Source organism: Pseudomonas sp. 13B_3.2_Bac1, from assembly GCF_025466205.1.
Classification (GTDB): Bacteria; Pseudomonadota; Gammaproteobacteria; order Pseudomonadales; family Pseudomonadaceae; genus Aquipseudomonas; species Aquipseudomonas fluorescens_H.
Genome location: NZ_JANLOG010000081.1, coordinates 22,816 through 45,453 on the forward strand (window position 1 = coordinate 22,816; position 22,638 = coordinate 45,453).

21 protein-coding genes are annotated in these 22,638 nt (G+C 61.5%); 12 read left to right on the forward strand and 9 right to left on the reverse strand.

Annotated features, from left to right (window positions below; genetic code table 11):
* Positions 1-90: 90 nt before the first annotated feature.
* The 3 genes from rho to NTD85_RS13715 form a co-directional block, all read right to left on the reverse strand.
* A complete protein-coding gene (rho, locus tag NTD85_RS13705) occupies positions 91-1,350 on the reverse strand; it encodes a transcription termination factor Rho (RefSeq protein WP_003229334.1) in 1,260 nt (419 codons plus the stop codon).
* Between the two features lie 247 nt (positions 1,351-1,597).
* Positions 1,598-1,927: a thioredoxin TrxA gene (gene trxA, locus NTD85_RS13710; protein ID WP_003206727.1), complete on the reverse strand. Its 330-nt coding sequence runs from the start codon at positions 1,925-1,927 to the stop codon at positions 1,598-1,600.
* A 120-nt stretch (positions 1,928-2,047) separates the two neighbouring features.
* Entirely contained in the window at positions 2,048-2,755 is a 708-nt protein-coding gene (locus NTD85_RS13715; protein WP_262142410.1) for a FadR/GntR family transcriptional regulator, read from the reverse strand.
* Positions 2,756-3,011: 256 nt separating this feature from the next.
* On the opposite strand from NTD85_RS13715, the gene NTD85_RS13720 reads away from it, so the two are divergent.
* The 5 genes from NTD85_RS13720 (at position 3,012) to ppx (ending at position 7,603) form a co-directional block, all read left to right on the forward strand.
* Positions 3,012-3,797 (forward strand): transporter substrate-binding domain-containing protein, encoded by a 786-nt coding sequence (locus NTD85_RS13720; protein ID WP_201136280.1) that lies wholly within the window; start codon positions 3,012-3,014, stop codon positions 3,795-3,797.
* A gap of 22 nt (positions 3,798-3,819) precedes the next feature.
* Positions 3,820-4,488 carry an amino acid ABC transporter permease gene (locus NTD85_RS13725; protein ID WP_003229338.1) on the forward strand — a complete coding sequence of 223 codons (669 nt, stop codon included), beginning with the start codon at positions 3,820-3,822 and terminating at the stop codon, positions 4,486-4,488.
* Positions 4,485-5,135 carry an amino acid ABC transporter permease gene (locus tag NTD85_RS13730; RefSeq protein ID WP_103483656.1) on the forward strand — a complete coding sequence of 217 codons (651 nt, stop codon included), beginning with the start codon at positions 4,485-4,487 and terminating at the stop codon, positions 5,133-5,135. Before NTD85_RS13725 ends, NTD85_RS13730 begins: the two co-directional genes overlap by 4 nt.
* A complete protein-coding gene (locus NTD85_RS13735) occupies positions 5,122-5,859 on the forward strand; it encodes an amino acid ABC transporter ATP-binding protein (protein ID WP_262142411.1) in 738 nt (245 codons plus the stop codon). Before NTD85_RS13730 ends, NTD85_RS13735 begins: the two co-directional genes overlap by 14 nt.
* Before the next feature lie 241 nt (positions 5,860-6,100).
* Positions 6,101-7,603: an exopolyphosphatase gene (gene ppx / locus NTD85_RS13740; protein ID WP_262142412.1), complete on the forward strand. Its 1,503-nt coding sequence runs from the start codon at positions 6,101-6,103 to the stop codon at positions 7,601-7,603.
* Positions 7,604-7,851: 248 nt separating this feature from the next.
* On the opposite strand, the gene ppk1 is transcribed toward ppx, so the two are convergent.
* Together ppk1 and hemB are read right to left on the reverse strand one after the other, a co-directional pair.
* Complete coding sequence (gene ppk1, locus NTD85_RS13745; RefSeq protein WP_003229347.1) at positions 7,852-10,077, reverse strand: polyphosphate kinase 1; 2,226 nt, start codon at positions 10,075-10,077, stop codon at positions 7,852-7,854.
* 18 nt (positions 10,078-10,095) lie between these two features.
* The gene (hemB, locus tag NTD85_RS13750) at positions 10,096-11,109 is read right to left on the reverse strand and encodes a porphobilinogen synthase (protein WP_003229349.1); all 1,014 of its coding nucleotides are present in this window, start codon (positions 11,107-11,109) and stop codon (positions 10,096-10,098) included.
* A gap of 207 nt (positions 11,110-11,316) precedes the next feature.
* On the opposite strand from hemB, the gene NTD85_RS13755 reads away from it, so the two are divergent.
* Positions 11,317-11,967, forward strand: a complete 651-nt coding sequence (locus NTD85_RS13755; RefSeq protein WP_262142413.1) for a DedA family protein — start codon at positions 11,317-11,319, stop codon at positions 11,965-11,967.
* On the opposite strand, the gene NTD85_RS13760 is transcribed toward NTD85_RS13755, so the two are convergent.
* Positions 11,948-13,183, reverse strand: coding sequence for a sterol desaturase family protein (locus NTD85_RS13760; RefSeq protein WP_262142414.1), 1,236 nt, complete (start codon positions 13,181-13,183; stop codon positions 11,948-11,950). The two genes, NTD85_RS13755 and NTD85_RS13760, sit on opposite strands and share 20 nt — an antisense overlap.
* Positions 13,184-13,297: 114 nt before the next feature.
* On the opposite strand from NTD85_RS13760, the gene elbB reads away from it, so the two are divergent.
* Positions 13,298-13,966, forward strand: coding sequence for an isoprenoid biosynthesis glyoxalase ElbB (gene elbB, locus NTD85_RS13765; protein ID WP_103483660.1), 669 nt, complete (start codon positions 13,298-13,300; stop codon positions 13,964-13,966).
* A 130-nt stretch (positions 13,967-14,096) separates the two neighbouring features.
* Here elbB and NTD85_RS13770 read toward each other — a convergent pair whose 3' ends face one another.
* The 3 genes from NTD85_RS13770 to NTD85_RS13780 form a co-directional block, all read right to left on the reverse strand.
* Positions 14,097-14,552 carry a YaiI/YqxD family protein gene (locus tag NTD85_RS13770; RefSeq protein ID WP_103483661.1) on the reverse strand — a complete coding sequence of 152 codons (456 nt, stop codon included), beginning with the start codon at positions 14,550-14,552 and terminating at the stop codon, positions 14,097-14,099.
* Positions 14,553-14,661: 109 nt separating this feature from the next.
* A complete protein-coding gene (locus tag NTD85_RS13775; protein ID WP_262142415.1) occupies positions 14,662-16,557 on the reverse strand; it encodes an FTR1 family protein in 1,896 nt (631 codons plus the stop codon).
* Between the two features lie 86 nt (positions 16,558-16,643).
* A complete protein-coding gene (locus NTD85_RS13780; RefSeq protein ID WP_262142416.1) occupies positions 16,644-17,543 on the reverse strand; it encodes a LysR family transcriptional regulator in 900 nt (299 codons plus the stop codon).
* Positions 17,544-17,735: 192 nt separating this feature from the next.
* Between NTD85_RS13780 and NTD85_RS13785 the strand changes: the two genes are divergently transcribed.
* The 5 genes from NTD85_RS13785 (at position 17,736) to NTD85_RS13805 (ending at position 22,500) form a co-directional block, all read left to right on the forward strand.
* Positions 17,736-19,130: a COG3014 family protein gene (locus NTD85_RS13785; protein WP_262142417.1), complete on the forward strand. Its 1,395-nt coding sequence runs from the start codon at positions 17,736-17,738 to the stop codon at positions 19,128-19,130.
* Positions 19,131-19,344: 214 nt separating this feature from the next.
* Entirely contained in the window at positions 19,345-20,739 is a 1,395-nt protein-coding gene (locus tag NTD85_RS13790; protein ID WP_003229360.1) for a COG3014 family protein, read from the forward strand.
* Between the two features lie 15 nt (positions 20,740-20,754).
* On the forward strand, positions 20,755-21,129 hold the full coding sequence (locus tag NTD85_RS13795) for a YcfL family protein (RefSeq protein ID WP_103483665.1): 375 nt from the start codon (positions 20,755-20,757) through the stop codon (positions 21,127-21,129).
* A gap of 36 nt (positions 21,130-21,165) precedes the next feature.
* Positions 21,166-21,753 (forward strand): penicillin-binding protein activator LpoB, encoded by a 588-nt coding sequence (lpoB, locus tag NTD85_RS13800; RefSeq protein WP_003229365.1) that lies wholly within the window; start codon positions 21,166-21,168, stop codon positions 21,751-21,753.
* A 3-nt stretch (positions 21,754-21,756) separates the two neighbouring features.
* Positions 21,757-22,500, forward strand: coding sequence for a penicillin-binding protein activator LpoB (locus NTD85_RS13805; RefSeq protein ID WP_262142418.1), 744 nt, complete (start codon positions 21,757-21,759; stop codon positions 22,498-22,500).
* Positions 22,501-22,638: the final 138 nt, after the last annotated feature.

Consider the following 22,638-nt stretch of genomic DNA (forward strand, 5'->3'; position numbering starts at 1 on the left):
TATCAGTCGTACAAATTTCAATCCAGATACAAATATACCGATACAAAAAAAAGCGCCCTTGCGGGGCGCTCTTTTTAAACAGCTTTCGTCTTACTTGCGCTTCATCGACAGGAAGAACTCGTCGTTGGTCTTGGTCGTTTTCAGCTTGTCGACCAGGAACTCGATGGCAGCCACTTCGTCCATCGGGTGCAGCAGCTTGCGCAGGATCCACATTCGCTGCAGTTCGTCGTCGGCGGTCAGCAACTCTTCGCGGCGGGTGCCGGAACGGTTGATGTTGATGGCCGGGAAGACGCGCTTTTCCGCAATCTTGCGGTCCAGCGGCAGTTCCATGTTGCCGGTACCCTTGAACTCTTCGTAGATCACTTCGTCCATCTTCGAGCCGGTTTCAACCAGCGCGGTGGCGATAATGGTCAGCGAGCCGCCTTCTTCGATGTTGCGCGCAGCACCGAAGAAACGCTTCGGTTTCTCCAGGGCGTGGGCGTCAACACCACCGGTCAGCACCTTGCCGGAGCTCGGGATCACGGTGTTGTAGGCACGGGCCAGACGGGTGATGGAGTCGAGCAGGATCACCACGTCCTTCTTGTGTTCGACCAGGCGCTTGGCCTTCTCGATCACCATTTCGGCAACCTGCACGTGACGGGTCGGCGGCTCGTCGAAGGTCGAGGCAACCACTTCGCCACGCACGGTGCGCTGCATTTCGGTCACTTCTTCCGGACGTTCGTCGATCAACAGCACGATCAGGTGAACTTCAGGATTGTTCCGGGCGATGTTCGCCGCGATGTTCTGCAGCATGATCGTTTTACCGGCTTTCGGCGGTGCAACGATCAGACCACGCTGGCCTTTGCCGATCGGGGCGCACAGGTCGATCACACGACCGGTCAGGTCTTCGGTGGAACCGTTACCGGCTTCCATCTTCATGCGCACGGTCGGGAACAGCGGGGTCAGGTTCTCGAAGAGAATCTTGTTCTTCGCGTTCTCCGGACGATCGAAGTTGATCGTGTCGACCTTGAGCAGAGCGAAGTAACGCTCGCCTTCCTTCGGAGGGCGGATCTTGCCAACGATGGTGTCACCGGTGCGCAAGTTGAAACGACGGATCTGGCTCGGCGAGACGTAGATATCGTCCGGGCCGGCGAGGTAGGAAGCGTCAGCGGAGCGCAGGAAGCCGAAGCCGTCCTGGAGAATCTCCAGCACGCCATCACCGGAGATTTCCTCGCCGCTTTTCGCGTGCTTTTTCAGCAGGGAGAAAATCACGTCCTGCTTGCGCGAACGGGCCATATTCTCTATGCCCATCTGTTCGGCCAATTCGAGCAGTTCGGTAATCGGCTTTTGCTTGAGTTCAGTCAGATTCATATAGGAATGACGTAATCATTTATGGAGGGGGGAAATTAAGCTTTTGGCTTAATGAGGCCGCGCCGCGGAGAAGGCGACAGGATCGCGAACTTGTTCGAAAAGGAGTGCGTCGGCGACGGCTAGCAGGGGGCAGTGGAGAAACCAGTGCGGGGCCGAATGTACCACCTGAATTTCGGAGCGTCTAGCCCTGAATACGCAAAAAGCCCCGCAATTTGCGGGGCTTTTTCAGGGCACTTTGCAGCGACGCTTAGATGTTGGCGTCGAGGAAAGCAGCCAGTTGCGACTTCGACAGAGCGCCGACCTTGGTCGCTTCAACGTTGCCGTTCTTGAACAGCATCAGCGTCGGGATACCACGCACGCCGTGCTTGGCCGGGGTTTCCTGGTTTTCGTCGATGTTCAGTTTGGCGACGGTCAGCTTGCCTTTGTAAGTCTCGGCAATCTCGTCCAGAACCGGAGCGATCATTTTGCAAGGGCCGCACCATTCAGCCCAGTAGTCGACCAGTACAGCGCCTTCGGCCTTGAGTACGTCGGCTTCGAAGCTGGCGTCGCTAACGTGTTTGATAAGATCGCTGCTCATGGAATTCTCCAGGTTGTAAGCAAAAAAACGTGGCCCATCATATCCGCCCTTCCCTTGTTCAGGAAGCCGCAGATGATTGAGTCTTGCTATGGCGCCCCATGAGTCTGGGTATAGCTCAAGTCACGCGGTGGCGGGGGCGATGAAGGCGATCCCGGTGCGCAGTGCCGCGTTGCGCACGTGCTCCTGCATGGCTTTCTGGGCGGCAGCGGACGCCCGGCGCGCCAGGGCACGAAGGATCTTGCGGTGCTCCTGCCAGGTTTCCATCGCCCGTTCGGCGCGGATGAACGGTAGTTTCTGACTCTCGAGAAAGATTTCGGCGCTGGCGGTGAGGATGCTCAGCATCGCCTGATTGCCGCTGGCCAGCAGAATGCGCCGGTGGAATTCGAAGTCGAGTTTCGCCGCGGCCTCGAAGTCCCCAGCCTTCAATTGCTCGCGCATCGCCGCAACGTTGTCCTCCAGCGCATCCAGATCGAACGTGCTCAAGGTCACCGCCGCCAACCCGGCGGCAAAACCCTCCAGTGCATAGCGCAACTGAAAGATATCCAGCGGCGAGGCCTGCGCCGCAAACGGCCAACCCGGGGCATTTTCACCGTGCCCAAGTTCCACCGGCGCCTGCACGAACACGCCTTTGCCCGGCTGGATGCTGACCACGCCCAGCGCACTGAGCGACGACAGCGCCTCACGCAACGACGCGCGGCTGACCCCCAGTTGCACCGCCAGGTCCCGTTGCGACGGCAACGCATCGCCCACGCCGAAACCCTGTTCGGTGATCAGTTTGCGGATCGCTTGCAGCGCCACTTCGGGTACCGCACGGGAGATCGAGTTCATGTTTTTTCAGACGAGCCAGGCCAAGGTGCGGCTAGTTGTAAAGCTATTCGCCGGATCCGGCAAGTCGTGCCCCAGCGGGGTTCGGCGTCCGCTGTCGATGCGCTATCGAGGTGCGAAAAACCACCTGACTGTTCAGACCAGTAAGACCGAACAAACCCGGCAAACCCGCGGCCTGCCGGGGATAAATCCGGGTATTGGCACGGCGCGTGCTCTGTCCGATCGCAGAAAACACTTCCCGCCGATCCGGAGATTTGCCATGAGCCTGCGTTACAGCGCCCTCCTCACCGCCCTGTTTGCCAGCCTGCTGCTGAGCCAGGCCCCCGCCCACGCCGACGGTCTGGACGACGTGGTCAAACGCGGCACGCTGAAAGTCGCGGTGCCCCAGGACTTCCCGCCATTCGGCTCGGTCGGCCCGGACATGAAACCCCGCGGCCTGGATATCGATACGGCAAAGCTGCTGGCCGACCAACTCAAGGTCAAACTTGAACTGACCCCGGTCAACAGCACCAACCGCATCCCGTTCCTGACCACCGGCAAGGTCGACCTGGTGATCTCCAGCCTGGGCAAGAACCCGGAGCGCGAGAAAGTCATCGACTTCTCCAACGCCTACGCGCCGTTCTACCTCGCCGTGTTCGGCCCGCCGGACGCGGCCATCAGCAGCCTCGACGACCTCAAAGGCAAGACCATCAGCGTCACTCGTGGCGCTATCGAAGACATTGAGCTGACCAAGGTCGCCCCCGAAGGCGTGACCATCAAGCGTTTCGAAGACAACAACTCGACCATCGCCGCCTACCTCGCCGGGCAAGTCGACCTGATCGCCAGCGGCAACGTGGTGATGGTCGCCATCAGCGAGAAGAACCCGAAACGCGTACCGGCGCTGAAAGTGAAGCTCAAGGATTCGCCGGTCTACGTTGGCGTGAACAAGAACGAGCCGGCGCTGCTGGGCAAGGTCAACGAGATCCTCGCCACCGCCAAGGCTGACGGCGCGCTGGAGAAAAACTCGCAGACCTGGCTCAAAGAGCCGCTGCCGGCCGATCTCTGATCGATCGCGCGGGAGACAATTGATGGCTTATCAGTTCGATTTCATGCCGGTGCTGCAAAACACCGATCTGTTGCTGCGCGGCGCACTGTTTACCCTGGAGCTGACGGCGATTGGCGCGCTATTCGGGGTCGGCGTGGGCATTGTCGGCGCGCTGGTGCGGGCGTGGAACATCCGCCCGTTCTCGGCAATCTTCGGCGTCTACGTCGAGTTGATCCGCAACACGCCGTTTCTGGTGCAACTGTTCTTCATCTTCTTCGGCCTGCCGTCGCTCGGGGTGCAGATTTCCGAGTGGCAGGCGGCGGTGCTGGCGATGGTGATCAACCTCGGTGCGTATTCGACCGAGATCATCCGCGCCGGCATCCAGGCGATTCCGCGCGGACAACTGGAGGCCGCCGCCGCACTGGCGATGAGCCGTTTCGAGGCGTTCCGTCACGTGATCCTGCTGCCGGCGCTGGGCAAGGTCTGGCCGGCCCTGAGCAGCCAGATCATCATCGTCATGCTCGGCTCGGCGGTGTGTTCGCAAATCGCCACCGAGGAGCTGAGCTTCGCCGCCAACTTCATTCAATCACGCAACTTCCGCGCCTTTGAAACCTATGCGCTGACCACGCTGATCTACCTGTGCATGGCGCTGCTGATCCGCCAGCTGCTGAACTGGGTCGGCCGCCGCTATATCGCGAGGAGCAGCCGATGAGCGACTTCACCTTCTGGGACATCCTGCGCAACCTGCTCACCGGCCTGCAATGGACGCTGGCGCTGTCGCTGGTAGCGTTCATCGGCGGCGGCCTCGTCGGGCTGCTGATTCTGGTGATGCGCATTTCGAAAAACCGCTTGCCGAGCAACATCGCCCGCACCTGGATCGAGTTGTTCCAGGGCACACCGTTGCTGATGCAGCTGTTTCTGGTTTTCTTCGGCGTGGCGCTGGCCGGGATCGAAATCTCGCCGTGGATGGCGGCGGCGATTGCCTTGACGCTGTTTACCAGTGCCTATCTGGCGGAGATCTGGCGCGGCTGCGTCGAAGCGATCCCCAATGGCCAGTGGGAAGCCTCGTCGAGCCTGGCGCTGAATCCGCTGGAGCAGTTGCGCTACGTGATCCTGCCGCAGGCGCTGCGCATCGCCGTGGCGCCGACCGTGGGCTTCTCGGTGCAAGTGGTCAAGGGCACTGCGGTGACCTCGATCATCGGTTTCACCGAGCTGACCAAGACCGGCGGCATGCTCGCCAACGCCACCTTCGAACCGTTCATGGTCTACGGCCTCGTCGCCCTCGGCTACTTCCTGCTCTGCTACCCCTTGTCGCTCAGTGCGCGCTACCTGGAAAGGAGACTGCATGCCTCTGCTTAGAATTTCCGCCCTGCATAAATACTACGGCGATCACCACGTACTCAAAGGCATCGACCTCAGTGTCGAGGAAGGCCAGGTGGTGGCAATCATCGGCCGCAGCGGCTCGGGCAAATCCACCCTGCTGCGCACCCTCAATGGCCTGGAGTCGATCAACGACGGGGTGATCGAAGTCGACGGCGAATACCTCGACGCCGCCCGCGCCGACCTGCGCAGCCTGCGGCAGAAAGTCGGCATGGTGTTTCAGCAGTTCAACCTGTTCCCGCACCTGACCGTCGGCGAAAACGTGATGCTCGCGCCGCAGGTGGTGCAGAAAGTACCCAAGGCCAAGGCTGCGGAGCTGGCGCGCAAGATGCTCGAACGCGTCGGGCTGGGGGAGAAGTTCGACGCCTTCCCGGATCGTTTGTCCGGTGGACAGCAACAGCGCGTAGCGATTGCCCGGGCACTGGCGATGTCGCCGAAAGTCCTGCTGTGCGACGAAATCACCTCGGCGCTGGACCCGGAACTGGTCAACGAAGTGCTCGCTGTGGTGCGCCAACTGGCCAAGGAAGGCATGACGCTGATCATGGTCACCCACGAAATGCGCTTTGCCCGGGAAGTCGGTGACAAACTGGTGTTCATGCACCATGGCAAGGTGCATGAGGTGGGGGATCCGCAGGTGTTGTTCGCCCATCCGCAGACGGCGGAGCTGGCGAATTTCATTGGCACCGTGGAAGCCGCCAACTGAGCCGGCACGCTCCTGTGGCGAGGGAGCTTGCTCCCGCTCGGCTGCGCAGCAGTCGTGAAACCCGCCGACCGCGATTTACCTGAATATCAAGGTGAATGGCTTCAGGGCCGCTTCGCAGCCCAGCGGGAGCAAGCTCCCTCGCCACAGAAGCTGTGTTGGATCAACGGTTTGAGCCATGCGCGTTGGCGCCAGCGTTTGATCGTGGCACGATGGCGGGGTTATCGACCGAGACCCCCAGACCATGCCGCAATCCAAAGCCAAGAATCTGTCCCTGATCGCCGCAATCGACCTGGGCTCCAACAGCTTCCACATGGTCGTGGCCAAGGCCCAGAACGGTGAAATCCGTATCCTGGAGCGCCTCGGAGAGAAAGTGCAGCTCGCCGCCGGTATCGACGATGAGCGCCATCTCAACGAAGAATCGATGCAGCGTGGCCTCGACTGCCTCAAGCGTTTTGCCCAACTGATCAACGGCATGCCGCTGGGCGCCGTGCGGATCGTCGGCACCAACGCCTTGCGCGAAGCGCGCAATCGCCTGGAATTCATCCACCGCGCCGAAGAAATCCTCGGTCACCCGGTGGAAGTCATCTCCGGCCGTGAAGAAGCGCGGCTGATTTATCTGGGCGTTTCGCACACCCTCGCCGACACCCCGGGCAAGCGCCTGGTGGCCGACATCGGCGGCGGCAGTACCGAATTCATCATCGGTCAGCGCTTCGAGCCCTTGCTGCGCGAAAGCTTGCAAATGGGCTGCGTCAGCTTCACCCAGCGCTACTTCAAGGACGGCAAGATCACCCCGGCCCGTTACGCCCAGGCGTATACCGCGGCACGGCTGGAGATCATGAGCATCGAACACGCCCTGCACCGCCTGACCTGGGATGAAGCCATCGGCTCCTCGGGCACCATCCGCGCCATCGGTCTGGCGCTGAAGGCCGGCGGGCATGGCACCGGCGAAGTGAATGCCGAAGGTTTGGCGTGGCTCAAGCGTCGTCTGTTCAAACTGGGTGACGTCGACAAGATCGACTTCGAAGGCATCAAACCTGACCGTCGGGCGATCTTCCCCGCAGGTCTGGCAATTCTCGAGGCGATCTTCGATGCCCTCGAACTGCAACTCATGGATCACTGCGAAGGCGCGCTGCGTGAAGGCGTGCTCTACGACCTGCTCGGCCGCCATCACCACGAAGACGTGCGCGAGCGCACCCTGACTTCGCTGATGGAGCGTTACCACGTCGACCTGGAACAGGCCGCGCGGGTAGAACGTAAAGCCCTGCACGCTTTCGATCAGGTCGCCAAAGACTGGGAACTGGACGACGGCATCTGGCGTGAACTGCTGGGCTGGGCGGCGAAAGTCCACGAAGTCGGCCTCGACATCGCGCACTACCACTACCACAAGCACGGCGCCTACCTGATCGAGCACTCGGATCTGGCCGGGTTCTCCCGAGAAGACCAGCAAATGCTCGCGCTGCTGGTGCGCGGCCATCGCCGCAACATCCCCAAGGACAAGTTCGCCGAATTCGGTGACGACGGCGACAAGCTGATCCGCCTCTGTGTGCTGCTGCGCTTCGCGATCCTGTTCCACCACATCCGTGGTACCCAGGCGATGCCGCAAGTGACGCTGCATGCCAAGGGCGACAACCTCGACGTGGAATTCCCGGAGAATTGGCTGGATGAGAATCAGCTGACTCAGGCCGACTTTGGTCTCGAAGCCGACTGGCTGACGCGGGTGGGGATTGTCCTCACTGTTCACTGAGTTAAATTTCAGCTGCAAAAAAGGCGATCCTTCTGGATCGCCTTTTTTATTGGGTTCGACTTGAGTGCGGGTGTGGACCTGCCCCTCACCCCAGCCCTCTCCCGAGGGAGAGGGAGCCGATCCGTGTTGTTTTCAAAACCTGACTTCGACCCGATATTTCGGGTCGGCGTAACTCGACCATTCATCTCGGTCAGTCCCCTCTCCCTCGGGGAGAGGGTTAGGGTGAGGGGTTTTTGACCTTCAAGGCCTCAGCTGCTCACCGGCAGAATCGGGCTGCCCAGCCGCTCCAGCAACGTCGCCTGCGCACTGCGCGGGTTCTGGTTGCCGGTTGGCGTGTTGCGGATGTAACGGCCATCCGACTGCAGGCTCCAGCTGTGGGTGTTGTCGGTCAGGTACAGCTCCAGCTCTTTCTTGACGCGGGTCAGCAGCTTCTTGCCTTCCACCGGGAAGCAAGTCTCGACGCGCTTGTCGAGGTTGCGCTCCATCCAGTCGGCGCTGGAGAGGAACATCTGCTCCTCGCCACCATTGAGGAAGTAGAACACCCGGGTGTGCTCGAGGAAGCGACCGATGATCGAGCGCACATGGATGTTGTGCGAAACCCCGGCGATGCCCGGACGCAGGCAGCACATGCCACGCACCACCAGATCAATGCGCACGCCGGACTGGCTGGCCTTGTACAGCGCGCGGATGATCTTCGGATCGGTCAGCGAGTTGAACTTGGCGATGATGTGCGCCGGTTTGCCATCGAGGGCGAACTGGGTCTCCCGGGCAATCATGTCGAGCATGCCCTTCTTCAGGGTGAACGGCGCATGCAGCAGCTTCTTCATGCGCAGGGTTTTACCCATGCCGATCAACTGACTGAACAGTTTGCCGACGTCTTCGCAAAGCGCGTCGTCGGAGGTCAGCAGGCTGTAGTCGGTGTACAGACGGGCGTTGCCGGCGTGGTAGTTACCGGTGCCGAGGTGCGCGTAACGCACGATCTCGCCGGCCTCGCGACGCAGGATCAGCATCATCTTGGCGTGGGTCTTGAAGCCGACCACGCCGTAAATCACCACCGCACCGGCCGCTTGCAGACGGCTGGCCAGTTGCAGGTTGGACTCTTCGTCGAAGCGTGCGCGCAGTTCGATCACCGCGGTCACTTCCTTGCCGTTACGCGCGGCGTCCACCAGCGCATCGACGATTTCCGAGTTGGCGCCGGAACGGTACAGGGTCTGGCGCACGGCCAATACATGCGGATCTTTGGCGGCTTGGCGCAACAGGTCGACCACCGGGGTGAACGACTCGAACGGGTGCAGCAACAGAATGTCCTGTTTGCTCACCACGCTGAAAATGTTCTCGCTGTTCTGCAGCAGTTTCGGGATCTGCGGGGTGAACGGCGTGTATTGCAGCTCCGGATGGCTGTCCAGACCGGTGATGCTGAACAGACGGGTCAGGTTGACCGGGCCGTTGACCTGATACAGCTCGGTCTCGCTCAGGTTGAACTGCTTGAGCAGATAGTCCGACAGGTGTTTCGGGCAGGTGTCGGCGACTTCCAGACGCACCGCATCACCGTAGCGCCGCGAGAACAGCTCGCCACGCAGGGCGCGCGCCAGGTCTTCGACGTCTTCGGAGTCGAGCGCCAGGTCGGCGTTTCGGGTCAGGCGGAACTGGTAGCAGCCCTTGACCTTCATGCCCTGGAACAGGTCATCGGCGTGGGCGTGGATCATCGACGAGAGGAACACATAGTTGTCGCCCGGGCCGCCGACTTCCTCCGGAACCTTGATGATCCGTGGCAGCAGACGCGGTGCCGGGATGATCGCCAGACCGGAATCGCGACCGAAGGCGTCGATGCCTTCCAGTTCGACGATGAAGTTCAGGCTCTTGTTCACCAGCAACGGGAACGGGTGCGTCGGGTCGAGGCCGATCGGGGTGATGATCGGTGCGATCTCATCGCGGAAGTAGCGGCGCACCCAGGTCTTGATCTTGGTCGTCCAGTGACGGCGACGGATGAAGCGCACCTGATGCTTTTCCAGCTCCGGCAGCAGGATGTCGTTGAGAATCGCGTACTGGCGGTCAACGTGACCGTGCACCAGCTCGCTGATCCGCGCCAGCGCCTGATGCGGTTGCAGACCGTCGGCACCGGCCTGTTCGCGGGCGAAAGTGATCTGCTTCTTCAGGCCGGCGACGCGGATCTCGAAGAATTCGTCGAGGTTGCTGGAGAAGATCAGCAGGAACTTCAGCCGCTCCAGCAACGGATAGGACTCGTCCAGCGCCTGTTCCAGCACGCGGATGTTGAACTGCAGTTGCGAGAGCTCGCGGTGGATGTACAGGCTGCTGTCATCTAGGCCCGGGATCGCAATCACTGGCGCCGCCGCGACGGGTTCGGTGACCGGCGCGGGTGGCGCAGGCTCCAGTTCCGGCGGGGTTTCGGTGATTTGCTCCACCACCGGTTGAGCTTCTTTTACTGCAGTTTCAGTGAGTCCTTCGGTATTCATCGAATGTTCCTGGGAGGGCTATTTCTGCTCTCGTAACAATTGAGCGGCACGGACAGCAAAGTAAGTCAGGATGCCATCAGCGCCGGCACGTTTAAAGGCGGTCAGTGATTCGACAATCACCGCCTCGCTCAACCAGCCATTCTGGATCGCCGCCATGTGCATGGCGTATTCGCCGCTAACCTGATAGACGAAGGTCGGCACCTTGAAGGCATCTTTTACCCGGAAAAGAATGTCCAGGTACGGCATGCCGGGTTTGACCATGACCATGTCCGCGCCTTCAGACAAGTCCGCACCGACTTCGTGCAGCGCTTCGTCGCTGTTGGCCGGGTCCATCTGATAGGAGGCCTTGTTGGCCTTGCCCAGATTCGCTGCCGAACCCACGGCATCGCGGAACGGCCCGTAATAGGCGCTGGCGTACTTGGCCGAGTAGGCCATGATCCGCACGTTGACGTGACCGGCCAGCTCCAGCGCCTCGCGGATCGCCTGGATGCGACCGTCCATCATGTCCGACGGCGCCACGACCTGAGCGCCGGCCTCGGCGTGGGACAAAGCCTGTTTGACCAGTGCGTCGACGGTGATGTCGTTCTGCACGTAGCCATCTTCGTCGAGAATACCGTCCTGACCGTGGGTGGTGAACGGATCAAGCGCGACGTCGGTGATCACTCCCAATTCCGGGAAACGCTCACGCAAGGCGCGGGTGGCGCGCTGGGCAATGCCCTGCGGGTTCCAGGCTTCGGCAGCGTCGAGGGATTTCAATTCGGTTGGCGTGACCGGGAACAGCGCCAGCGCCGGGATCCCCAGTTCGACCCATTGCGCCGCCTCTTCAAGCAGCAGATCGATGGTCAGACGTTCGACACCGGGCATCGAGGCCACGGCTTCGCGACGGTTTTCACCCTCAAGCACGAACACCGGCAGGATCAGGTCATCGACCGTCAGTACGTTTTCCCGAACCAGCCGGCGCGAAAAATCATCACGACGGTTGCGGCGCAAACGCGTGGCTGGAAACAAACGGTTGGCAGGGGTAAAGCTCACGGCAGACTCCTGAGCCCGCGCAAACGGGCGAGCGTGACAGTTATAAGCGGCCATTATGACCAACAGATTACAGTTGTGCGCACCCCGTGACATGTAGCCGCATTCCATTGTCAGCGTAGGAATTGTTCACGTCGAGACACATTTCGACACTTTCCTGAATGTGTCCGAAGGGTTAGGCTGCGCGTTCATTTCGCCAGCACCCAGACAATGCTCCAACAATTTCTGCATGACTTCGGCTACTTTGCCTTGTTCCTCGGCACGTTCTTCGAAGGCGAAACCATCCTGGTGCTCGCAGGCTTCCTCGCGTTCCGTGGATACATGGACATCAACCTGGTGGTGGTCGTGGCGTTCTTCGGCAGCTATGCCGGCGATCAGCTGTGGTACTTCCTAGGGCGCAAGCACGGGCGCAAATTACTGGCGCGCAAACCGCGCTGGCAGATGATGGGCGACCGCGCGCTGGAACACATCCGCAAGCACCCGGACATCTGGGTCCTGAGCTTTCGCTTCGTCTATGGCCTGCGCACGGTGATGCCGGTGGCGATCGGCCTGTCGGGGTATCCGCCGGGACGTTATCTGCTGCTCAACGGCATCGGTGCGGCAATCTGGGCCAGCGCCCTCGCGGCCGCCGCCTACCACTTCGGTGCGGTGCTCGAAGGCATGCTCGGCAGCATCAAGAAGTACGAACTGTGGGTGCTCGGCGCGCTGTTGGTACTGGGTGTCGGCCTGTGGCTGCGTCGCCGCTTCAAGAATGCGCGCCTGGCCAAGCAGGTTTACGCCGACGAGCAAGCCGCAAAAGCGGCGCACCTGCTTCAAGCGGAGCAAGCCAAACCCGCCGAACCTAAGACGCCAGCCGAGTAACACGCTGGCGACAGCCATACAGCCCGATGCCGCTGAGCAGGCTGTAACCGAGCAAACCAGCCCAGGCCAACGGGCTGGCCGGCCATAGCCCGAGCAGCGGCGCCAGCCACACCAGCGGCAGGTTCGACGCCAGCCGCAGCAGCTCGACCGACAACGCCCATGGGCGACTCTCCAGCGCCACCCCCAGCACAAACAACCCCCACGCCACCGCGCCCCAACCCAGCAGCAACGCGGCGATCGGCAGATGCTGCGCCTGCCCCATCAGGTAACTGCCCAGCGCGATATAGACGCAGAACTGCAAGGCCACATACCACTGGCGGCGGCTGTCGAGCGGCACTTCGAATTTGCGGAAGCGGCTCAGGTCCGGTTTGTTCAGCGGGTACTTGGCCGCGACATCCGCCGGACGCCAGCCAGTGCGCATGAACCAGATTCGCAGCTTGTCCCACGGACGTTCGGCGCGGCGGGCGTCGTCCCACAGCTGCGCATAAAACTGCACGTTGGCCCACAGCGGATTCCAGCTCGCCAGCGGCGTGGTCACACCGAATATCACTGGCTCGTTATCGTCCTCTTCCTGGAATGTGCCGAACAGCCGATCCCAAAGAATGAACACCCCGCCGTAGTTGCGATCCATGTAGAGAGCGTTCTGTGCATGGTGGGCCCGATGATTGGATGGCGTAACGAAGAACCACTCGAACCCGCCGAGCTTGGGAATGTGCCGGGTGTGCACCCAGAACTGATACAGCAGATTCATCGCCGCGACGCTGACAAACACCAGCAGCGGCACGCCGAGCACGGCCATCGGCAAATAGAAGATCCAGCCCAGCAGAAAACCGGTACTGGTCTGGCGCAACGCCGTGGAGAGGTTGTACTCCTCGCTCTGGTGATGCACCGAGTGCGCGGCCCAGAGAATGTTGCGCTCATGGCCCAACCGGTGCAGCCAGTAATAGCAGAAGTCATAGAAGACGAAGGCCAGCACCCAGACCCAGAGGCTGTCCGCCGACAACCTGATCAGCGCCAGATGATCCAGGGCAAACGCATACGTCAGCAGCCCAACCCCCTTGGTCAGCAGGCCGGTGGTGGTCGACAACACCCCGGCGCTGAGGCTGTTGACCGAATCGGCGAGGCGATAGTGGCTGGTCCCGCGCCAGCGATCGGCAAGCAGCTCGGCGGCCATCAGCACGAAGAAAAACGGCACTGCATACAGAATGAAGTCCATGGCGCGCCCCGGTCGGATTCTATGGACAGATCCTAGGTGTAGCCGTTCTTTCCCCCTATGGCAACGCGCGACAATTTAGTGGACATTTAGCGCCATGAACCTGGAGAGAAACCCATGAGCAAAAAAGTTGCAGTGATCCTGTCCGGCAGCGGCGTGTACGACGGCGCCGAGATCCACGAGAGCGTCATCACCCTGCTGCGCCTGGATCAACGTGGCGCGCAGGTGCAATGCTTCGCCCCGAACATCGCGCAATTGCATGTAATCAATCACCTGACCGGTGAAGAAATGCCCGAGACGCGCAATGTGCTGGTCGAGTCAGCGCGCATTGCCCGCGGCAACATCAAGGACATCCGCGAGGCCAACGTCGATGACTTCGACGCGCTGATCGTGCCTGGCGGTTTTGGTGCGGCGAAGAACCTCTCGAATTTCGCCGTCGAAGGCGCCGGCTGCAGCGTGCAGCCGCAAGTGCTGGAACTGGCCGAAGCGTTTGCCGAAGCGGGTAAACCGGTAGGCCTGATGTGCATCTCGCCGGCACTGGCGGCAAAGATCTACGGCCCGGGCGTGACCTGCACCATCGGCAATGACGCCGACACTGCTACCGCGATGAACAAGATGGGCGCCACCCACGAAGACTGCGCGGTGACCGACATCATCGAAGACAAGGCACGCAAACTGGTGACGACCCCGGCTTACATGCTGGCGCAGAACATCAGTGAAGCGGCTTCGGGGATCAACAAACTGGTCGACCGAGTGCTCGAACTCACCCACGAGAACGATGTTTGATCTCTGACTGCATGCAGAGCGAAATGTGGGAGCGGGCTTGCTCGCGAAAGCGGTGTGTCATTCCAATCAATGTTGTCTGATACGACGCCTTCGCGAGCAAGCCCGCTCCCACATGGGATTTGTGTTTGGCTCAGGGTTTGCGGATCAGCCGCGTGAGGATGCGGTCCAGCGCATTGGCAAACGCCTGCTTCTCGCGTTCGCCGAACGGCGCCGGGCCGCCGCTGATCTGGCCCTGTTCGCGCAGGTCGGTGAACAGGTTGCGCACCGCCAGGCGCTCGCCCATGTTCTGCGCGTCGAACTCCTTGCCGCGCGGATCCAGCGCCGCCACGCCTTTCTTCACCAGACGATCGGCCAGCGGAATATCGCTGCAGATCACCAGCTCTCCGGGCACGGCGTGCTCGACCAGATAATCGTCCGCCGCATCCGGGCCGCTGGGCACCACGATCAGTTTGACGATGGCCAGCCCCGGTTTGGTCTGCGGCTGCCCGGCCACCAGCACCACTTCGAACTGGCGCTTGAGGGCGAACTTCACCACCAGATCCTTGGCGGCCCGGGGGCAGGCGTCGGCATCGATCCATACACGCATCTTCTTTTCCTCTCTTAAAAGCATCGCGGGCAAGCCACGCTCCCACAAGGTTAACGCTAATCCTGTGGGAGCGGGCTTGCCCGCGAATGTGAGCGCCAGCGAATGCTTTTTAAGCGACGACCCGCCGCTTCTCGGCCATCCGGCTGCGCCCATACAACACAACAATCGCCAGAATCGCCAGCGCCTGCGCCGTCAGCGAATAGGCATCGGCATGAATCCCCAGCCAGTCGAATTCAAAGAACGCCACTGGCCGCGTGCCAAAGATCCCGGCTTCCTGCAGCGCTTTCACACCATGCCCGGCAAACACCACCGACAGCGCACAGAGCAGACCGGCGTTGATGCTGAAGAACAACGTCAGCGGCAGTTTCGCCGAGCCGCGCAGGATCACCCAGGCCAGACCGATCAGCAGCACCAGCGCCGTCGCACCACCGGCCAGCACCGCGTCGTGCCCGGCGGGGCCGGCCTGCAGCCACAGGGTTTCGTAGAACAGGATCACTTCGAACAACTCGCGGTACACCGAGAAGAACGCGAGGATCGCGAAGCCGAAACGCCCGCCGCCGCCCACCAGACTCTGCTTGATGTAATCCTGCCAGGCCGCCGCGTGCCGCCGGTCGTGCATCCACACGCCGAGCCACAGCACCATGACGCTGGCGAACAGCGCCGTAGCGCCCTCAAGCAGTTCCCGCTGCGAGCCGCTGACGTCGATCACATACGCCGCCAGCGCCCAGGTGCCAAGCCCGGCGAGCAACGCCAGGCCCCAACCGATGTTGACGCTGCGCACTGCCGACTGCTGGCCGGTATTGCGCAGGAACGCGAGGATCGCCGCAAGCACCAGAATCGCTTCGAGGCCTTCACGCAGCAGAATCAGCAGGCCGGAAATGAAGCTCAGCGACCAGCTCAGGCCATCGCTGCCGAGCAGTTCCGCGGACTCTTTCAATTTGCCCTTGGCCGCGTCCAGACGCTGTTCGGCCTGCGCCACCGGCAAGCCGTCCTGCAACGATTGACGGTAGGCCATCAGCGATTTTTCAGTGTCCTTGCGCACGTTGGCGTCGACGTTATCCAGCGAGCTTTCGACCAGTTCGAAGCCTTCCAGATACGCCGCCACCGACAGGTCATAGGCCTGATCGTGATCACCGGCACGATACGCGGCCAGGCTCTTGTCCAGCGTGGCGGCGGTGTAATCGAGCAACTGCGCCGGGCCGCGCTTGACCTGCGGTGGCTGGGCGCGCTGGGCACGGAAGGTCGCCGCCGCTTGCGGGCCTTCGGCGGCCTGCACCTCGGCCGGGGTCTGGCGCGCCAGATCAGCGATGTTGAAGGTCTTGTCGGACTTGGCTGCGGCCGGGTCGGCACTGAAACCGGCAATGTAGGTCGCCAGATCCCAACGCTGACGGTCGTCCAGTTGATCGGCGAACGCCGGCATGTCGGTGCCTTCGACGCCTTGGCCGAGGGTGCTGTAGATCGCGTACAGGCTCAGGTGATCGATGCGTGCGGCATCGCGCAGATTGGCCGGCGGCGGCGTCATGCCGAGGCCCGCCGGGCCGTCGCCGGCACCGCTGGCGCCGTGGCACACCGAGCAGTTCTGGGCGTACAGCGGCGCGCCCCGGGTCGGATCGGGAGTGATGATCGGCGCCTGGCTGACTTCATACGCCACCGCCAGTTGCGCCCCCAGTTGCCGGGCCTGACGCGCGACTTCAGCGCCGTCCTGCTTCGCGGTGATAGCCGCATGCAAGGCCTCGACGCCCTGCTCCAGCGCCGCCTTCTCCGGTTTGGCTGGCAGGCCGCCGATCAACCCCTGCAACACCTGGGTGAATTCCAGTTGCTCACGGTACTCGCCGTCGTCGACGACCTTGCCCGCCTCGACCGTCGGCGGGTAGTCGGCGCTGATGTAATCGAGCAGGTGCAGCGCCTGCGGGGCGCCTTCCACGGTGTCGGCCAGCAGGCTGGAACTGCTCAGGGCAAACAGAGGGAACACCAGCCAGGCCAGGAATCGGGACGCGGCAGTCATGAATGAGTCTCAAATGGAAATGCGAAGTTACATATTGTTCACTTCGAACGCTTTTCACTCAAGCTCTGTCGATGTCTCGTGGCGTTTTAACGCAGCGCGACGGGTGTGTTGCGGTAATGCTCCATCATGAACTCGACGAACACCTGCACCTTCAGCGCGACGTGCCGGGCATGCGGATAGAGCGCGTAATAGTGGCGCTGCCCCAGGTTGTAGTTGGGCAGGATCTGCACCAGCCGACCACTGAGCAGATCCTCCTGCACCGTGGCCCGGGTGAACGCGGCGATGCCGACCCCGGCCAGCGCGGCAGCATGCAACGCACTGATCGAATCGGCCTTGAAGCGGCCCTGCGCGCGCACGCTGCTGGTGAGCCCGCGCGCATCGGTCAGCGTCCAGTCGCTGCCACCGGCAAACGCCAGCAACTGATGCTCGGCGAGTTCGCGCACCAGACGTACCAGACCATTGCGCGCCACGTAAGCCGGCGAAGCCACCAGCAACATGTCCGAGACGGTCAGCAACCGCGCCACCATGGATGAATCGGCCAGGGGTCCGCAGATGCGCAGGGCTACATCGAAGCCCTCGGCGATCAGATCGACGAAACGGTCATCGCAGGAGAGGTCCACCTCAATCTCGGGATAGCGCTGCTGGAATGCCGGCAGCCAGCTCGCCAGTTCCAGCGTACCGATCACCATCGGTGCACTGATGCGCAGCAGACCGCTGGGGCTTTCATGGGCCTGACCGACCGCCAGCGCGGCTTGATCGAGGCGTTCGAGAATGTCCACGCACGCCGCGTAATACTGCTGCCCCGCCGTGGTCAGGTTGAACCCACGAGTGTTGCGATTGATCAGCCGCGTGCCGAGTTCGCTTTCCAGCTGCTGCAACTGTCGGGAGATCGTCGAGTGAGTGGTGTCGAGGCGCTCGGCAGCGGCGCTGAACCCGCGACACTCGACGATGCAACGAAACGCGCGCATGGCTTGCAGTTGATTCATTGAAGTCCCGCAATGGTTAAGCGTCAGGCCAGCAAGGCTAGCCCAAACCCCGCATCCATCCCACCGGTAAATCCACCGCGTGATCCAAATGATCTGTGCAATCAGCAAACAAAAACCACGCATCACTTGGCCACTATTGCCGCCTATAATGCGCCACCTCGTCGCATTTCCCGCTCAAGGATGAACCCCCTCATGCGCCACCGCTTGCTGCTGCCCCTGTTGATCACCGCTGTTGTGCAACTGAGCGGCTGCGCCGCGTATCGCAACTACGACCTGGAACTGCAACAGACCACCGACCAGTTCAAGGCCGGCAATATCGACGGCGCCCTGGCGCTGATCGAAGCGCACAACCCGGATCCGGAAAAAGACCTGCTCTACTACTTCGAAAAGGGCGCCGTCCTCAGCGCCGGCGGCGCGCTGCCGCAGAGCCAGACAACCTGGCGCAGCGCCGAGCAGATGATCATCGAGCGCCAGGACACGATCGAGACCACCGGTGACAAGTTGCTCGCGGCGATGGGCGATCACTGGGGCGGCATCATCAATGACAAGCTGCGGCGCTACGATGGCTACGACTATGAAAAAGTCATGCTGACCACGCAAATGGCCCTCAACCAATTGGCACTGAATGACTTCGACGGTGCCCGTGCCGACATCAAGAAAACCCACGAACGCGAATCGCTGATCGCCCGGCAGCGGGAGCTGGAATACGAACGTATCGAAGATGCGGCCAAGGCCCAGGGCGCGCGCGTGCACTACAAGGACCTGCAGGGTTATCCGGTGGTGATGCTCGAATCCCCGGCAGTGATTGCCCTGAAAAACGGTTACCAGAGCGCGTTCAGTCACTACCTCGCCGGCTTCACCTATGAGGCGCTCGGCGAAAAAGACCTGGCGGCGCCCGGTTATCGTCAGGCCATCGAGCTGCGCCCGGACATGCCGTTTTTCCAACAGGCACTGCGCGACCTCGACAGCCCCGGACTCAAGGCCGACGAAAGCGATGTGCTGATCATCGTGCAAAGTGGTCTGGCACCGGCCCGCAGCTCGGTGCGCGTACCGTATCCGGTGCAGCTCAAGGACGGTCAGGTGATCGTCGCCAACATTTCCTTCCCGGTGATGGTGCCGGATAACTCCACCGCGCCGTTCAATCAGGTCCGCATCGACGGTCGCGAGAAAAAGCTGATCGCGGTCAACAGCATCACCGATATGTCTTTGCGCACACTGCGTGACGACATGCCCGGGATTATCCAGCGCACCACCTACCGGGCGTTCCTCGCGGCGGACGTTCAAGGTACCGACAATCGCCGCAATCCGGCCAAGGCCTCCTACGTCACCCAGTGGGATGGTTTCGAGCAGGCCGACACCCGCACCTGGCGCACCCTGCCCAACCTGACACAGGTCGTGCGCCTGCGTCTGAAAAAGGGCGAGCACCAGATCAGCCTGCCGAACACTTCAGGCGCTCCACTGAACATCCGCATCGACCAGAATCGCCAGATGATCGGCTTTCGCGTGCTGGGCGAGCGGATTTACGCAAACGGCAGCGCTTTTCAACCTGCCATGTCGGTGGGAAATCGCGTATCCGCCGTGAAATAAGTAATGGCACCAAACTAACAAGTGCGATTAAAAAGCTATTACATGGCCAGCATCGCCCGCTTATAATGCCGCGCCCGCGCTATAGCGACGCGGCATAAAAGCTCCTCTGGTTATGAGGAATTGGCAGGAGGCCAGCGCCACTGTCGATGGGTCACACCAGCCCGACCAGCACCGGCGGCTGATGCAGTTTCTAGCTCAGGGAAGAAGTACCCCCATGGCATTGCGCACTCCCACCTTGATCGCGCTCAGCGCTGTCACCCTGCTGTCCGGCTGTTCGGCGTTTCGCAACTACGATTCGGAACTGGCCCAGACCAACCAGCAACTGGCCACCGGCAACGTCGATGCCGCGCTGACCCTGCTGGAAAAAAACAACACCGGCCCCGACAAAGACTTGCTCTATTACTTCGAGAAAGGTGAGTTGCTACGCGCCAAGGGCGACCTGTCCGGCAGCCAGAACGCCTGGACCAGCGCCGATCAGGTGGTCGGGCAGTGGGAAGACGCGGTCAAGCTCGACTCCGGCAAATACCTGGCGCAGTTCGGCAGCTTCATCGTTAATGACAAGGTCCGCCGCTACGAAGGCTACGACTACGAAAAAGTCATGCTGACCACGCAGATGGCCCTCAACCTGCTGGCGGTCAACGACTTCGACGGCGCCCGCACCGCGATCAAGAAGACTCACGAACGTGAAGCGGTGATCGCCGACCTGCGTGACAAGGAATACCTCAAGAGCGAGGAAGAGGCCGAAAAAGAAGGCATCAAGACTCAGTACAAGGATCTGCAGGGTTACCCGGTCGCCAGCCTCGATGCGCCAGAAGTGGTCAGCCTGAAAAACAGCTACCAGAGTGCGTTCAGCCATTACCTGGCCGGTTTCGTCTACGAAGCCCTGGGCGAGAAAGACCTGGCTGCGCCGGGCTACCGTAAAGCCGCCGAACTGCGTCCGAACACGCCGCTGCTGGAGCAGGCGCTGGTCAATCTCGACAAGCCGACCAAGAGCGACGACAGCGACATCCTGATCGTGGTGCAAAGCGGTCTGGCGCCGGCGCGTGACTCGATCCGCGTGCCGCTGCCGTTGCCGATCTCCAACAACGTGGTGATCACCCCGCTGTCGTTCCCGATCATCAAGCCTGACACCTCCACTGCACCGTTCGCGCAGATTGGCGTCGATGGCCAGCAAGTCAACCTGACCGCCCTCAACAGCACCACCGCCATGTCCCGTCGCGCCCTGCGCGATGACATGCCGGGGATCATCGTCCGCACCACCGTGCGCGCGATCACCAAAGGCGTGGCGCAGAAGAAGATCAACGAAACCAACCCGCTGGCCGGCCTCGCCGTGGGTATTTCTTCAGCTGTGCTGGAAGGTGCCGATACCCGTACGTGGCGCACCCTGCCGGACAACACCCAAGTGGTGCGTCTGCGCTTGAAGAAAGGCGAACACCAGGTCAGTCTGCCGAGCGCCGTCGGTGGCTCGGTGGTCAAGGTCACCGTCGATCAGCGCTACCAGGTGATCAGCCTGCGCGCCGTGGGCAATCAGGTGTTCGCTGCGGGCCTCGCCGCCCACGTCATCCCGAGCGCCGGCGCGACCAACGTCGCCAGCCTCAAACAACCTTAAGAACGGAGTCTTTGCATGCGCTTGAAACTCTTCGCCGTTGCCGCTCTCGCCGTCCTGGCCAGCGGCTGCGCCACCCCGCCACCACCGGAGCCGGGCAGCGCCGCGAGCAAGGTCGTGGCCATGGGCCCGCAGAAACACATCGCGGTTGGCGCCATGCGCGTCGCCCGCGAGAACGGCTTCATGACCGTCAATGTGCAGTTGACCAACACCCTCAACAGCAACAAGACGTTCTACTACCGCTTCGCCTGGCTGGGCCCGGAAGGTTTCCCGGTCGCCGAGGAAGAAGTCTGGAAAAGCCAGATGATGTACGGCGCCCAGACCAGCTTCATCCAGGGCATCGCCCCGACCCCGAAAGCCGTGGATTTCCGCCTGGAACTCAAGACGCCTTAAGTCCGCCACCCTATTCCTGTTTTAGAGAGCATTCCCATGTTTGCACGCTTTTCCTTGATCGCCGTCCTCGCCCTGCTGGCTTCCGGTTGCGCCAACACCTCGCCGACCCTGGGCAGCAAGAACATCAGCTACGGCGACACCAAAGCGGTTGAAACCGTGACCAACGAATTCGGTTCGACCGACCTGCAAATGATCGCCGAATCGATGACCCGTTCGCTGGCCCAGTCCGGCATCCTGCAGGGCCGCCCGGTGGTGCAGGTCTACGACGTGAAGAACAAGACCAGCGAGTACATCGATACCCGCGAAATCACCACCAGCATCAAGACTCAGCTGATGAAGTCCGGCACCGCCCGCTTCGCCAGCGACAACACCGCGATGCAGAGCCAGGTCGATCAGCTCAAGCTGCAAAACCAGAGCGGTCTGTACAAGAAGAGCACCGTGGCCAAGACCGGCAACATGATCGCTGCCAAATATCGCCTGGAAGGCTCGATCAGCTCGATCGTCAAGCGCAGCAGCGATTACAAGGACGTCTTCTACAAATTCAGCCTGCAACTGATCGACGTTGAAAGCGGTCTGGCCGAGTGGATGGACGAAAAAGAGATCCGCAAAACCACGGAGCGTTAATTGATGCGCACATGGATTGGCATGATGGCCCTGGCTTGCGCGTTCAGCGTGCAAGCGGCCCCGAAAGTCGCGGTAACGGATCTGGCGTATCAGGAACGGGTGGAGCAGTACATCCACATCGTTTCGGCGCAGAACAATTATCGCGAGGGTTATTACAGCTCCAGTGGTTCCTCGAACTACAACGAGCTGGAAGCGACCACCAGCTACATCGAACAAGGTGAGCTGCGTAAATTCACCGGCGACATCAAGGGTGAAATCCTCCGCACCGGGATGTTTCAGCTGGTGCAGGGCACGCCGTACACCGCGTCGTCCAAGGGTGACGTGTACGACGTGATCAAGCGGATCAAGGCCGGCAACTTCAAGGGCGCCGACTATGTGCTGTTCGGCACCGTGTCGGACATCGACTTCACCCAGGACATGAACGAGCTGGCGCACACCGACAGCTATTCGGCGGTTTTGGGCCTGACGCTGGTGGCCGATTTCAGCCTGATCAACACCAAGACCTACGAGATCACTTCGGCCTTCACGGCGATGGGCGAAGCGCAGGACACCAAACTGGTGAACGGCCGCGACATCAAGATCTCGCTGAACCGCCCTCGGGTGGTGCGTGACGTGTCGAAAGCGCTCGGCGAAGACGTCGCCGGGCAACTGAGCATGCAGCTCGGTGGCGGCGGGTACGAGCAGCCGCGTGAGGCGCAGCAGCGCAACAATCTGCCGCGTGATACCGCGCCGGTGATTTTGCACTAGTCGGCTGAGTGAATAACTCTGTGGTGAGGGGATTCATCCCCGATGGCCTGCGCAGCAGGCCCCTTCTTGTCAGGTCAAGAGCGGGGCCGCTTCGCGCCCCATCGGGGATGAATCCCCTCGCTACAACGGAGTTCACTG

Bases quoted from the DNA above. Each gene is read 5' to 3' on its own strand.
- rho (WP_003229334.1), bottom strand. From the start codon at position 1,350: ATGAATCTGACTGAACTCAAGCAAAAGCCGATTACCGAACTGCTCGAA.
- lpoB (WP_003229365.1), top strand. From the start codon at position 21,166: ATGTTTGCACGCTTTTCCTTGATCGCCGTCCTCGCCCTGCTGGCTTCC.
- NTD85_RS13715 (WP_262142410.1), bottom strand. From the start codon at position 2,755: ATGAACTCGATCTCCCGTGCGGTACCCGAAGTGGCGCTGCAAGCGATC.
- NTD85_RS13780 (WP_262142416.1), bottom strand. From the start codon at position 17,543: ATGAATCAACTGCAAGCCATGCGCGCGTTTCGTTGCATCGTCGAGTGT.
- NTD85_RS13735 (WP_262142411.1), top strand. From the start codon at position 5,122: ATGCCTCTGCTTAGAATTTCCGCCCTGCATAAATACTACGGCGATCAC.
- NTD85_RS13785 (WP_262142417.1), top strand. From the start codon at position 17,736: ATGCGCCACCGCTTGCTGCTGCCCCTGTTGATCACCGCTGTTGTGCAA.
- NTD85_RS13770 (WP_103483661.1), bottom strand. From the start codon at position 14,552: ATGCGTGTATGGATCGATGCCGACGCCTGCCCCCGGGCCGCCAAGGAT.
- NTD85_RS13805 (WP_262142418.1), top strand. From the start codon at position 21,757: ATGCGCACATGGATTGGCATGATGGCCCTGGCTTGCGCGTTCAGCGTG.
- NTD85_RS13720 (WP_201136280.1), top strand. From the start codon at position 3,012: ATGAGCCTGCGTTACAGCGCCCTCCTCACCGCCCTGTTTGCCAGCCTG.
- ppk1 (WP_003229347.1), bottom strand. From the start codon at position 10,077: ATGAATACCGAAGGACTCACTGAAACTGCAGTAAAAGAAGCTCAACCG.
- NTD85_RS13760 (WP_262142414.1), bottom strand. From the start codon at position 13,183: ATGGACTTCATTCTGTATGCAGTGCCGTTTTTCTTCGTGCTGATGGCC.
- NTD85_RS13725 (WP_003229338.1), top strand. From the start codon at position 3,820: ATGGCTTATCAGTTCGATTTCATGCCGGTGCTGCAAAACACCGATCTG.
- NTD85_RS13795 (WP_103483665.1), top strand. From the start codon at position 20,755: ATGCGCTTGAAACTCTTCGCCGTTGCCGCTCTCGCCGTCCTGGCCAGC.
- NTD85_RS13790 (WP_003229360.1), top strand. From the start codon at position 19,345: ATGGCATTGCGCACTCCCACCTTGATCGCGCTCAGCGCTGTCACCCTG.
- NTD85_RS13755 (WP_262142413.1), top strand. From the start codon at position 11,317: ATGCTCCAACAATTTCTGCATGACTTCGGCTACTTTGCCTTGTTCCTC.
- NTD85_RS13775 (WP_262142415.1), bottom strand. From the start codon at position 16,557: ATGACTGCCGCGTCCCGATTCCTGGCCTGGCTGGTGTTCCCTCTGTTT.
- trxA (WP_003206727.1), bottom strand. From the start codon at position 1,927: ATGAGCAGCGATCTTATCAAACACGTTAGCGACGCCAGCTTCGAAGCC.
- elbB (WP_103483660.1), top strand. From the start codon at position 13,298: ATGAGCAAAAAAGTTGCAGTGATCCTGTCCGGCAGCGGCGTGTACGAC.
- ppx (WP_262142412.1), top strand. From the start codon at position 6,101: ATGCCGCAATCCAAAGCCAAGAATCTGTCCCTGATCGCCGCAATCGAC.
- NTD85_RS13730 (WP_103483656.1), top strand. From the start codon at position 4,485: ATGAGCGACTTCACCTTCTGGGACATCCTGCGCAACCTGCTCACCGGC.